The organism is Rufibacter ruber (genome assembly GCF_001647275.1).
Taxonomy (GTDB): Bacteria; Bacteroidota; Bacteroidia; order Cytophagales; family Hymenobacteraceae; genus Nibribacter; species Nibribacter ruber_C.
The window spans coordinates 154698-167370 of sequence record NZ_LRMM01000003.1 but is presented as its reverse complement, the minus strand read 5'-3'; the positions used below and the strand labels follow the sequence as shown (position 1 = coordinate 167370).

Below are 12673 nucleotides of genomic sequence, written 5' to 3'. Positions count from 1 at the left end.
GGCTGTTTTGGCCAAAACAGCCCGAAAACGTAAAAGCGCCAATTCCCTCTCCCTGAGGGAGAGGGCTAGGGTGAGGGCCAGCCGTTGCCATGCAACAAGAAGCTAACTGGTCCATTTCCTGGTCTTCATTTTCCTGATAAGCGCTCCACCTTCCTAAAAGACCTCGTAGCGTCCAGAGGACCTGCGAGCGTCTGTGCCAACAGCCTTTCCTCTTTTAAAGCTCTCCTCCATAGACGTAAAAATGCCTCTGCCATGCGCTGTTTCGCTGCGGGGCAGCGAGGGTAGTCTGGAGACTACCCGAATCTATAGGCACGAGTTGGAAACTCGCGCCAGCAATAGTTTATGGCATCTCATCTACACACCAGCCTTCGCTTCTTCCACAATCCTACAAATCACATAAATCCATAAATCCAAGTTAAGACAATAAAAAACGCCCGGCGCAGTGGGCTCCGGGCGTTTCTGGGCTGTTTTTCTGAAAAGAGGCCTAAAACGGCTTACTTCATTTTCTTGGTCTCTTTCTTGATTTTGGTCTCGTTGCCTTTCTTCTTGATTTTGATTTCAGAATCGGCGGTTTCAATCTCCATCTTGCCGTCCATCTTCACGTCATTGAGAGACGGGTTGAAGGTGGTGTTGGGGTTGCCTTTGTCTACCAGGGTCATTTCGTTCACCAGGTGTCCGGCGCCGCCCAGTTTGTCCATCACAAACAGCACGTACTTGATGTCAACGTTGATGCAGCGCTTGTACTCAGGGTCAAACACCAGGTCACCGGTCATGGCCTCCCAGTTGCCGTCAAAGGCCAGGCCTATCAACTCGCCGCGGCCGTTAATCACGGGAGAACCCGAATTACCGCCGGTAATGTCATTGTTGGTGATGAAGCCCACGCGCAAATCGCCGTCCTGCCCGTACCGCCCGAAGTCTTTCTGCTGGTACAGCTGCTTCAGTTTGGCGGGCACAATGAACTCTGGGTTAGACGGGTCTTCCTTCTCCATAATGCCCTGCATGGTGGTGTAGTACTTGTACTGCACCCCATCACGCGGCTCATAGTCTTTCACGGTTCCGTAGCTCAGGCGCAACGTGCTGTTGGCGTCTGGGTAGAACACGCGGTTGGGCTGCATTTCGCGCAGACCGGCCACAAACAGGCGGTTGGCGCGGGCCAAAGTGGCGTTGTATTCATTCATCTTAGGCAGAATGTTCTGCTGGTAGTTTTTCTGCACGGCCAGCATCACTTTCAACGCAGGGTCATTCTCTAAGGCTTTCGCCGAAGGGTTGGCCAGGAACGCGTTGGCTTTGGCCTCAGAAGCAAGAATAGATTTGCTGTACACATCAGCGGCCCATTTCTTGAAGTCGCCTTTGTAGGTGCCGGTCAGGTCTTTGAAAATGTCGCCGTGCTGGGCTTTGGGCACGTCATTGAAGTACATTTGCATCAGCTCGGCGAAAATCTTCTGGTCAGAAGACGGCACAAAGCTGGCGTAGAACTCCTTATTCATCTCTTTGTAGCCGTTCACCAGTTGCTCCTGCTTGGCCTTGTCGCCTTTTCCTTCCTTCAGGAAGTTGTAGAGCGGCGTGTACTGGTAGGCATGTGACATTAACTGCGGCGCCATAGCGGCCTCGGTGCGGTAGATAGCCGACAGGTTGTAACTGCGCTGACCGGCATAAGCGGCGTTTATATCAGCCAGTACGTTGCCGTAGGTGGCTTTGCGGGTAGCATCGGCGTTTGCCCAGTCCTGAAAGGCTTTCTCCTCAGACGCTTTCTTGTCCAGGGTTTTCATGCGCTTGATGCCCTCGTTCTGCCCGATGAAGTACTTGTAGTAGTTGCTGATGCTGGCGTAGTTAGAAGCCAGTTTCAGGCGGTCAGCCGCCGATTTGTCCATGGCCTCTTTCATCAGCGCCAAACGGCGCTCGCGCAGTTTGATGCGCACGGGGTTTGACTGGTCTACGGCCATGCCCAATCCGGCACCCGTCATGAAACGCGTAGTACGGCCCGGGAACCCGAACACCATGGCAAAGTCGCCTTCCTTCACGGGGCTCATAGACACCGGCAGGTGGTGCTTAGGACGGTACGGCACGTTTTTCTCTGAATAGGTGGCCGGCTTTCCGTCTGGCGCCATGTACACCCTGAATACCGAGAAATCGCCGGTATGGCGGGGCCACATCCAGTTGTCGGTGTCGCCGCCAAATTTGCCGATGCTCTCCGGCGGAGTTCCCACCAGGCGCACATCTGAGAAGCGCTCGTACACGAACAGGTAGAACTCGTTGCCGTTGTAGAAATCGCGCACGTAGCTCACGTACTGGCCGTTGTTCTTGGCGGCATCAGCAATGGCTTTGGTGCGCTCGGCTACCAGTTTGCCCCGCTCCTGCTCAGAGGTTTGGTTGGTAATACCCTGCAGCACCTGGCCAGACACGTCTTCCATGCGCACCAGAATGTCTACGAACAGGCCTTCGTTCTTTTTCTCCTGCTGGCGGGTCATGGCCCACCAGCCGTTCTTCAGGATATCATCTTCGGGCGTAGAGTTAGACGCGATGGCATCATACCCGCAATGGTGGTTGGTGAGCAGCAAACCTTCTTTTGACACAAACTCGCCGGTACAGAACCCACCGAACTGCACAATGGCGTCTTTGAGGCTGGCGTTGTTCACGTTGTAGATTTCCTCAGCGGTAAGCTGCAGGCCTTGTTTCTGCATATCCACATGGTTGAGGCGCTTGACCAGCAGCGGCAACCACATGCCCTCGTCGGCGCGGGCCACAGACGTGAGGCCCAGGCAACCCAGAAGTAGTAGACTATAAACTTTCTTTAGCATAACGTGTGTTAGTTAGAAAAGCCAAAGGTAAGGATTTATGGCTTTTTTTAACGAAACTCGCCCTATGATTGGTCTATTCAAGTGGCTGTTCAAGCATCTGTTTCTGGGGTTGGTGTGGGTGTACCGCTACCTAATTTCGCCGCTCACGCCCGGCAGCTGCCGTTTCACGCCCACCTGCTCCGCGTACGCCCACCAGGCCATTGTGAAACACGGGCCGTTCAAAGGCGGCTGGCTGGCCCTGCGGCGCATTGGCCGCTGCCACCCGTGGGGCGGGCATGGGTATGACCCGGTAGAGTAAGGACCTCACCCCCGGCCCCTCTCCCACGGAGAGGGGAGTTTCTGCAACTGCGTTTTCAGGCTGTTTTGGCCAAACAGGCCAGAAACAGAAAAAGCGGTATTCCCTCTCCCTCAGGGAGAGGGGTAGGGTGAGGAAAGGCTATAGTGATGAAACAATGGCTTCCCAATTCTGTCATCAAGACGGCTATGGCGCGGAAGTTCCTTCCGTGACTTCCCTCTTTTCTAGCTGTATGACCACTTGACAGATATTCCCCTTCTCCCTGAGGGAGAAGGAACGCCGCAGTTTCCGTTTTCAGCCTGTTTTGGCCAAAACAGGCCGAAAACAGGAGTGGCACAGACGCTCGCAGGTCCTCCGGACGCTACGAGGTCTTGGGAGCAAACGGCAAGGCGGCATATCAAATCCAGAAAATTCTCCGTTTAGGGGTAGCAAGCCCCTGGTTCCATGCCCTTCACCTTTTCCCACCCCGCCGCTATTTTCCCGTTTCTCAAGTTGCCTCAGCAATGGCGGTCTATGACGGGGTTGATTATGGGCAGCATGGTGCCTGACTTTGAGAAGTTCCTGCGCATGAGCGAGCATGACCCGTACAGCCACACCTGGAAAAGCCTTTTTTACTTCAACCTGCCGCTGGGGCTGCTGCTGGCGTTTGTCTTCCACGGGCTGGTGCGCGATGCGCTTCTTCAGCACCTGCCCCGGTTTTTGCGGCTTAGGTTTAGCAGATATGTGGGGTTTGACTGGGTAGGCTATTTTAAAAGAAATCATCTTGTCGTGGCGCTTTCTGTGCTGGTAGGCGCGGCTTCGCACCTGGCCTGGGACAGTTTTACGCATGACAGCGGCTGGGGGGTGCGGCTGTTCCCGGGGTTGAAACAGGAGGTGCTCTCCGGCCCGTTCAGCATGAAATGGTACGCGCTGCTGCAGAAAATCACGTCAATGGCGGGTGGGCTGGCCATGGTCTGGTTTATTCTTTTGCTTCCGAAGGGAATAGAAAAAACACCGCCCCCCAAGAGTACCCGGTTCTGGGGCACGGTGGCCGCGGTGGCGCTGGCGGTCATGGCGGTGCGGTCGCAGGTAGGCACGGGCGTGGAAATAGACAGCCTTTATAACCTTTCCATCGTAGGCATTTCTGCGGGGCTCACCAGTTTGGTGCTTTCCCCCGTACTTTTGCGTTTCTGGAACAACGTTCAACAACCATAAGCATGGATCAATTTTTACAGGCGGCGCTGGAAGAAGCGCAGAAAGGCTACGCCGAAGGCGGAATTCCCATTGGCTCGGTGCTGGTGCACAACGGGCAGATCATTGGCCGGGGCCACAACAAACGGGTACAGAACGGCAGCCCCATCCTGCACGGGGAGATGGACGCGCTGGAGAACGCCGGTCGGCAGCCTGCCAAGGTGTACCAGGAAAGCGTGCTGTACACCACCCTTTCGCCCTGCCCCATGTGCTCGGGCACCATTCTGCTTTATGGCATTCCGAAGGTGGTCATTGGCGAAAACAAGACCTTTATGGGCGAAGAAGAACTGCTTAAAGCGCGCGGTGTGGAGGTGACGGTGGTAGACAACCAAGACTGCTATAACCTCATGCAGCAGTTCATTCAGGAGAAACCGCCGCTCTGGAACGAGGATATTGGGGTGTAAACCTGCTGTTTATAGAACTATAGGTTTCTGTTTTCGGGCTGTTTTTCAGAAAACAGGCCGAAAACAGAAACCTACCTACTGAAGAATTCTTACGCATTCCCGAGCGTCCCCCTTTGAAGGGGGTAGGGGGAGACAAGGGCTGCCGAAGAACCATCAGCCTCAACCAAATGAAATGAAAATTGATTCTCAGGAATGTGTACATCTGCACGAGTAAATCAGCAGAAGTAATCATCCCCCTACTCCCTTCAAAGGGGGACGGAATACGTACGCGTTTGCAAAATCACCAGACGCAAGGCATTTTTTTGGGGTTACTTCACTTAATAATTGTGTCCTTCTGAACGAACCTTTGTACGAACGGCAATAGCGGGTATTCACTGCTTTTCTGGTTTGCCCACTAGTTCCTTTCAGGATGACAATTGCTTCGGCTCTTGCTGTTAAGAGAATTGCCCCCTCCAGAAGTCCTCTTGTTTCCAGAGTTCCAGAAAACCCGTAGCTTCGCTTTCACACTAACTCCTCATGTTTATGGCGTCTGCGTTTGCCCATGCGTTGCTGGCGTATACCGTTGGCAAGGCGTACCCCAGGAAAGAACAGCTCTGGAAGTTCAGCCTGCTAGGCGCTTTCTGTGCCGTTTTTCCTGACGCCGATGTGATTATGTTCAAGCTGGGCGTGCCGTATGAGCACGTGCTGGGGCACAGGGGTTTCTCCCATTCATTGGCGTTTGCGCTGCTGCTGGGCCTTCTGGTCACGCGGCTCTTCTACCGAAGCACCCGCCTCATAAGCTCCCGCGGGCTGCTGCTGGTGCTGTACTTCTTTCTCTGTACGGCTTCGCACTCGCTCTTAGACGCCATGACCAGCGGCGGGTTGGGCGTGGCTGTTTTCTCCCCGTTTGACAATGGTCGTTATTTTCTACCATGGCGGCCTATTCAGGTGTCACCCATTGGCGTGGGCCGGTTCTTCACCCAGAAAGGCGTAGATGTAATTGAGAGTGAGTTGATCTACGTGGGTTTGCCCTGCCTGTGCCTAGGCGTGTTCATGTGGTTAATCAGGAAAGTGGTGCAACGGTAAACAGGGTTGCGTTTACGGGCTGTTTTTCAGAAAACAGGCGCAAAACAAGATTTGTGGTACTGCGGCGTTAGACTTTAAAATCCGAAACCATTTGGCCTGCCGTACATGTTGTCATGACAGACTAACTTCTAGAAACCATTTCCATGAAATTCCTGCTCTCTATATTCCTGCTGCTTCCGTTTTGGGGCTGCCAGCATGCCACAGACAAAGCCGCTGCAAACCGCCCGGCGGTTCCCGTGGCTCTCACCGCGCAACCAGCTACCCAAGCCACCCCCCAAACCAAGAACCCGTACTATTCCCGCACAGACACCACCAAGCTGCACGTCTCAGATGCCGAGTGGAAGAAAGTCCTGTCGCCTGCCCTGTATGAGGTGGCCCGCAGAAAAGGCACTGAGCGCGCCTTCACCGGCAAGCTCTGGAACTACACGGGTATTGGCACCTACTACTGCGCCGCCTGCGGAAACAAGCTGTTTGCCTCAGACGCCAAGTTTGCCAGCGACTGCGGCTGGCCCAGCTTCTTTGAAACCTACCGCAAGAACGCCGTGGTCTACAAAGAAGACCACTCTTACGGCATGGACAGGATTGAAGTACTCTGCGGCCGCTGTGACGCCCACCTGGGCCACCTGTTTGATGACGGCCCCGAGCCCACCGGCAAGCGCTACTGCATGAATTCAGTCTCCCTTGATTTTGTCCCGAACACGGGCTTACAAGTCAACTAAGGGAAAGCACCTAACATAAGCCTCACTTCTGAACGGGTGGGGCTTTTTCATTTGATGTGCAAATCCAGAAAACAATAGCAATCAATTTTGCCATCCTGAAAGGATCTTGATTGCCAGCGGCAATAGCGGAAGAGCAATAGCATTTCTAGCTCGCCCACAAGATCCTTTCAGGATGACAAAAAGTATAGTATATCTTGTCCCTCTACTTAGTTAACAACCAGTCTACTTTTTTAAGCTTGCGCCGAAAAAGTTTCGTAGTACCTTGTGGTTTGAATTCAAGGCGATCATTCATGGGAAAACGGGACTTTGACGCGGTAGTGGTAGGCTCAGGCCCCAACGGGTTGGCGGCGGCCATAACCCTGCAGGAAGCGGGGCTCAACGTGCTCCTTGTAGAGGCCAAAGACACCATTGGCGGCGGACTGCGCACCAAAGAACTCACCCTGCCCGGTTTTCACCATGATGTCTGCTCGGCCATTCATCCGCTGGCGGCCCAGTCGCCTTACTTTAAAAACCTGCCGCTGCACCAGCATGGTCTGGAATACATTTACCCATCCGTGGCGGCGGCACACCCCTTTGACAACGGCACCGCGGCCGCGCTTCTCCCCTCCCTAGCAGAAACCGCCCAGCGGCTGGGCACTGATGCAAAAGCCTACCACAGGGTAACAGAGGCGCTGGTAAAAGACTGGCCTCAGCTGGCACCGGCGGTGTTAGGCCCCTTACGGTTCCCCAGGCACCCTATTGCCATGGCGCAGTTTGGGCTGAAGGCCATGGCCCCGGCCACTACCCTGGCCAACCATTATTTCAAGACCCTTGACGCGCGGGGCCTTTGGGCGGGCATGGCGGCCCACTCTATCATACCGCTTTCGCACATGGCCACCTCGGCCATTGGGCTGGTGTTGATGGCGCAGGCCCATTTGCACGGCTGGCCCTTGCCTAAAGGTGGCTCGCAAAGTATTGCCAATGCGCTGGCGTCTTATTTCACCTCGCTGGGCGGAAAGATTGAGACTGGTTTTCACGTGAAATCACTGGCGCAACTGCCGTCTTCGCACGCCGTTCTGTTTGATGTGACGCCCAGGCAGCTGCTGGAGATTGCCGGCGATTCGTTATCCAGCCTGTACCAATGGCAGCTCAAACGCTACCGCTACGGCATGGGGGTATTTAAGGTAGACTGGGCGCTGTCAGGGCCTATTCCGTTTACCGCTGCCGAATGTAGAAACGCGGGCACGGTACATTTGGGCAACACCCTGGAGGAAATAGCCGCCTCAGAGCAGGCCACCTGGCACGGGCAACACCCTGAAAAACCGTTTGTGCTGCTGGCGCAGCAGAGCCTCTTTGACCCTACCCGCGCGCCCGAAGGCCAACACACCGCCTGGGCCTACTGCCACGTTCCCAACGGCTCCACCCAGGACATGACCCAGGCCATTGAGCGGCAGGTGGAGCGCTTCGCCCCCGGCTTCCGGGATCTGATTCTGGCCCGCCACACCATGAACACCGGCCAGATGGAAGCCTACAACCCCAACTACATTGGCGGCGACATCAACGGCGGCGTGATCAGCCTGAGCCAGCTGTTCACCAGACCCGCGCTTCGGCCTTCCCCGTACCGCACGTCGGCCAGGGGCCTGTACCTCTGCTCCTCGTCCACCCCTCCGGGCGGCGGCGTACACGGCATGTGCGGTTACCATGCGGCTGACCAAGCCTTGAAAGATGTTTTCGGCCTGCGGGCCAAAAAGCTCTCCTGACAAAGAAAGGTAACATTTCTTTTAACCTCCCGGCCCGGCCCCTCGTTAAAAATACTTTGCGTGCTAAATAACAGCCCGTTTATTTTTAACTTAAACCTACAGCCGAGCAAAATGAAACGACCTCTTCTTTTCCTTTTGTTAACCCTTCTGGTGCTTGCCACGTCCCTTCCTTTAAGTAGTTACTCTCCCGCCTTGCCGCCAGCCGCCAGCTTAAAACACCTTGCCAGGTTCCCTGGGGAAATAAAGGAAAGCTCTGGCCTGGAGCTCGCAGACCAGCCCAACACCTACTGGACGCACGGTGACGCCGGCAACTCACCCATTCTCTACAAAGTGAATGAGCAGGGCCAGCTCCTGCAGCAGGTCCAGGTAGACGGCACCATCAACAATGACTGGGAAGACCTTACCCAAGACACCAACGGCTACCTCTACATTGGCGACGTGGGCAACAACAGCAACAAACGCCATGACCTGCGCATCTACAAGGTTTCGCCAAAGGCGGGGTTCGAGGCGCAGGAAATCAAGTTCACCTACGCTGATCTGCCCAAGGGGAAGATTGAGAAGAAAGACCGTAATTTTGACTGTGAGGCCTTCTTCTGGCACAACCGCAAGCTGTACCTGATCTCGAAAGACCGGGGCGCCTCCCGCACGGCTAAGCTGTATGAACTGCCAGACACCCCCGGCAGCCACACTGCCCGCCTGCTGAGCAAAGAAGATCTGCCCGGCCTGGTTACGTCAGCAGATGTAAGCCCAGACGGCAGGCACCTCGCGGTGCTCACCTATGGCAAGCTGTATCTGTACCCGGTAGCCAAAGGTTCTACCCAGTTCTTCGCGCAGAACCCCCAAATAATTGAACTCCCCAAGGCAGGGAAAGTGGAGGCGGTTTTGTTTAAGAACAGCAAAACCCTGGTGCTGAGTAATGAGGAAGGGGATTTGTTCCAGTATATTATGTAGGGTTTCGGCTGCGCCGAAGACAGGAAGCTGTTTTGGAGCTGTTTTGGCGAAAACAGCCCTAAAACAGAAAAAGGTTCTAGTCAACGTTGGCAGGTAGTTTCTCTTTGAAAAAGGGTGTTTTGCATTAGTTGTAGAGACCAGGCACCGCCTTGTCTCTTACGCATATCAGATAATGCCCCTCCTTAGAGGGGTAGGGGTGGGGTAATGCGGTTGCCAAAAGTTCTCTTTCTGCTCTTAGTCTCAGCTTTTGCTCCCAATTCCGTCTTTACCAAACCTCTAATTACTGTCTCTTTCTGCTAAGGTTTGTCACGTTGATCCTTGCTGCTCAACCTAACCAAAAGAATCAAGAAGAGAAGAACTCGCTGACGCTCAAACAGCTTCTCTTCAGTAGGGACCACCACGCCAGCGCTTTCTGTTCCATCATTGACTTAGGTCATTGCCAATTCACATGCCTTTCCGTGCCGCATCGCTGGGGGCGGCCTCACGACCCGCCTCCCCCAGCCGATGCGGCAGCTAAATTGACTACTGCTTCAACCGTTGCAATGCCTTCCTTCGCTGCGCGGAGCTTTGTCAGTAGTGGTTTTCCATTTTATATTTCTGCTGCGCCGATTGCTTCCTTTAATGTTTAGGAGGAATGGGGGTGGTAAATTACTTCTACCACCGCTTCTACGCCTGCCCAAAAGACCTCGCAGTGTCTTCCAGACCTGCGAGTGTCTGTGCCATTTACGCCTACTTTGAAATAAAAAGCCCTCATAGATTTCTAAAACTGTGAGGGCTCTCGCATTTCTGTTTTGGGGCTGTTTTTCAGAAAACAGCCCGAAAACGCTATTTATACCCAGTCACCAATGGCAAAGAGGGCTGGCGTCGGTTTTTATAGGCGTAGAACAAGACAGCAATACCAATCAGCACCAGCGGAATGCTCAACCATTGCCCCATGTTCAGCGGCAAGGCATCTTCAAACTTCTCCTGGTTTTCTTTGGTGAACTCAATCAGGAACCTGAACGTGAACAGCAGCGTCACAAACAGCCCGAACAGCAAGCCCCTGATCTGCCCGGCCCCTCTTTTCCAGAGGGTGTACAGCAGTATGAACAGGACTACGCAGAATAGGCTTTCGTAGAGCTGGCTGGGGTGCCGCGGGTCCAGGTAGGCAGGGACTCCGTTGAACATTTCGGCGTTGCGCACAAACTTGAAGGCCCACGGCAGGTCAGTGGGTTTGCCAATGATCTCTGAATTCATGAGGTTGCCCAGCCTGATACAGGCCCCGCCCACGGCCACTACAATTACTATGCGGTCCAAGACCCAGAGGTAATTAAACTTGTGTTTCCGGCAGAATAGGTACAGCGCCAGCAGAATGCCAATGGTGCCGCCGTGGCTGGCCAGACCGCCTTCCCAGATCATGAAAATTTTGAGCGGGTTAGAGAGGTAATACACCGGGTCATAAAACAAGCAGTGCCCCAGCGCGCGCCAATCACGGTGCCAATGATCATGTACATGGTCAGGATGTCCACGTCCTCATCTTTGCGGCCGTCTTTGCGGTAGATGTATTTTTCTATGGGTTGGGTCAGGACAAACGCCAGGGCGAAGAGCAGGCCGTACCAGCGTACGGTCACGGGGCCGAGGGAGAAAATATCAGGGGAAACATCCCAGGTGATGAAGTTCAGCATTTGAGAAATGGTTATTCGGGTTAAAATTACAATTTAATCTAGGAGTGACAAGAATCACCTATTTAACTAATGACTATCCGAAACACTTTACCTTAAAATGATGTTACTTTGCAGGCGCAAATGCAAATGTGGTAGAGCTGAACGTTATGCCACTGTACCAGAACGGCAGAAAGCCCAAAACTTGTCTGCCCATGAAACCATATACCTTATATGTCAACTGTAACTACTGATATCTGTATCATCGGGGCGGGGCCGGTGGGACTTTTTGCCGTATTTGAAGCGGGCCTCCTTAAAATGAAATGCCACGTGGTAGACGCCCTGCCGCAGGTGGGCGGTCAGCTTTCTGAGATTTACCCCAAAAAACCTATCTATGACATTCCGGGTTTCCCGTCTATTCTGGCGGGCGACCTGATCAAGAACCAGATGGAGCAGATTGCCCCCTTCCACCCTACCTTCACCTTGGGTGAGTCTGTAGAGGATCTGGAGAAACTGGAAGACGGCTCTTTTAGACTGGTGACTTCTGAGAAAACCGAGATCTTCTGTAAAGTAGTGGTGATTGCCGGGGGCTTGGGCTGTTTTGAGCCGCGCAAGCCTGCCATTGAGAACCTGACCAGCTATGAAGGCGGCAAAGGCGTGAACTACATGATCCTGGACCCAGAGTATTACCGTGACAAGCGCGTAGTATTGGCTGGCGGCGGAGACTCTGCGCTGGACTGGGCTATTTTCTTAGCTGATGTAGCCAAAGAATTGACCTTGGTACACCGCGGCACCACCTTTAGAGGCGCGCCAGAGTCGGCGGCCAAGGTGACCAGCCTGGCCGAGGAAGGCCACATGCGCCTGCTCCTGAAATCTAACGTGACTGAAGTACACGGGGAGGGCCAACTGAATGCCGTAACCGTGGTACCAGACGGCGGCGAGGCGTACCAGATAGAGACTGATTACTTTATCCCGCTCTTCGGGCTGGTGCCTAAGCTGGGCCCGCTGGAGAACTGGGGACTGGAGTTAGAGAAATCTGCCATTGTGGTGAACACCGTTGACTACAGCACCAACATACCCGGCGTGTACGCCATTGGCGATATCAACACCTACCCTGGCAAGCTGAAGCTGATTCTGTGCGGCTACCATGAGGCGGCCCTGATGGCGCAGAGTGCCTACTCTGTTATCAACCCAGACAAGAAATTTGTTTTGAAATACACTACCGTGAACGGAGTGCCAACCATGTAATGCCATGCAAGAAGACATCACCGTTTACGTAGAAACCCCTTCTGGCGAGCGCATTTCTGTCCCGGCCCCCACAGACATGGGCCTGAGCCTGATGGAAGTCCTGAAGGCCAGCGACTTCAACGTGCAGGCCACCTGCGGCGGAATGGCCCTCTGCGCCACCTGCCACGTGCAAGTGATGGAGGCCCCGGTTGAGTTGCCAGAACCCTCAGATGACGAGCTGTACACCCTGGAGAACCTGCCCAACCCCACCCAAACCAGCCGCCTCTCCTGCCAGATCAAAGTCACCCCTGAGCTGGACGGGACCGTCTTGCGCGTGATGGCAGATTTTGAATAGGTAAGCTTTCGTTACCAGAAAAAGCCCCCGCTGTTTACCAAAAACGGCGGGGGCTTTTTGTTTCTGGCCTGTTTTCAGAAAAACAGCCCGAAAACAGAAACTCTCTCCAACTATTTTATTTACAATAAATTAATCTGCAAATCCATTCTTTTTCCTACCTTAACATGTACTCAGGAACATGAGATTATGCTGCCTGTGGCAGTTGCCCCGCCAAAGTTGTAGGCACACCTTCTATGCCCCTTTGAAAGGG

10 protein-coding genes and 1 pseudogene are annotated in these 12673 nt (G+C 54.0%); 9 read left to right on the top strand and 2 right to left on the bottom strand.

All coding sequences use genetic code 11. The features are described from left to right. Window positions 1-494: 494 nt before the first annotated feature. Window positions 495-2798: a S46 family peptidase gene (locus tag A8O25_RS02410; protein ID WP_066830289.1), complete on the bottom strand. Its 2304-nt coding sequence runs from the start codon at window positions 2796-2798 to the stop codon at window positions 495-497. A gap of 64 nt (window positions 2799-2862) precedes the next feature. On the opposite strand from A8O25_RS02410, the gene yidD reads away from it, so the two are divergent. The 7 genes from yidD to A8O25_RS02375 all read left to right on the top strand — a co-directional run bounded on the left by yidD (window position 2863) and on the right by A8O25_RS02375 (window position 9201). Continuing rightward, complete coding sequence (yidD, locus tag A8O25_RS02405) at window positions 2863-3096, top strand: membrane protein insertion efficiency factor YidD (RefSeq protein ID WP_066830287.1); 234 nt, start codon at window positions 2863-2865, stop codon at window positions 3094-3096. A gap of 441 nt (window positions 3097-3537) precedes the next feature. Further along, on the top strand, window positions 3538-4287 hold the full coding sequence (locus A8O25_RS02400) for a DUF4184 family protein (RefSeq protein ID WP_066830285.1): 750 nt from the start codon (window positions 3538-3540) through the stop codon (window positions 4285-4287). A 2-nt stretch (window positions 4288-4289) separates the two neighbouring features. Further along, window positions 4290-4727: a nucleoside deaminase gene (locus tag A8O25_RS02395; protein ID WP_066830283.1), complete on the top strand. Its 438-nt coding sequence runs from the start codon at window positions 4290-4292 to the stop codon at window positions 4725-4727. Between the two features lie 522 nt (window positions 4728-5249). Next, window positions 5250-5792 (top strand): metal-dependent hydrolase, encoded by a 543-nt coding sequence (locus A8O25_RS02390; protein ID WP_066830340.1) that lies wholly within the window; start codon window positions 5250-5252, stop codon window positions 5790-5792. A 143-nt stretch (window positions 5793-5935) separates the two neighbouring features. Continuing rightward, window positions 5936-6511, top strand: a complete 576-nt coding sequence (msrB, locus tag A8O25_RS02385) for a peptide-methionine (R)-S-oxide reductase MsrB (protein ID WP_082893391.1) — start codon at window positions 5936-5938, stop codon at window positions 6509-6511. Window positions 6512-6801: 290 nt separating this feature from the next. After that, window positions 6802-8250, top strand: a complete 1449-nt coding sequence (locus A8O25_RS02380; RefSeq protein WP_066830282.1) for a phytoene desaturase family protein — start codon at window positions 6802-6804, stop codon at window positions 8248-8250. A 111-nt stretch (window positions 8251-8361) separates the two neighbouring features. Further along, window positions 8362-9201, top strand: coding sequence for a CBS domain-containing protein (locus tag A8O25_RS02375; RefSeq protein ID WP_153042552.1), 840 nt, complete (start codon window positions 8362-8364; stop codon window positions 9199-9201). Window positions 9202-10026: 825 nt separating this feature from the next. On the opposite strand, the pseudogene lgt reads toward A8O25_RS02375, so the two are convergent. After that, window positions 10027-10865: pseudogene (gene lgt / locus A8O25_RS02370) on the bottom strand (prolipoprotein diacylglyceryl transferase). A 210-nt stretch (window positions 10866-11075) separates the two neighbouring features. Here lgt and A8O25_RS02365 point away from each other — a divergent pair. Together A8O25_RS02365 and A8O25_RS02360 are read left to right on the top strand one after the other, a co-directional pair. Further along, window positions 11076-12089, top strand: a complete 1014-nt coding sequence (locus tag A8O25_RS02365) for an NAD(P)/FAD-dependent oxidoreductase (RefSeq protein WP_066830278.1) — start codon at window positions 11076-11078, stop codon at window positions 12087-12089. A 4-nt stretch (window positions 12090-12093) separates the two neighbouring features. Then, entirely contained in the window at window positions 12094-12423 is a 330-nt protein-coding gene (locus tag A8O25_RS02360) for a 2Fe-2S iron-sulfur cluster-binding protein (RefSeq protein WP_066830276.1), read from the top strand. The last annotated feature ends 250 nt before the right edge of the window (window positions 12424-12673 follow it).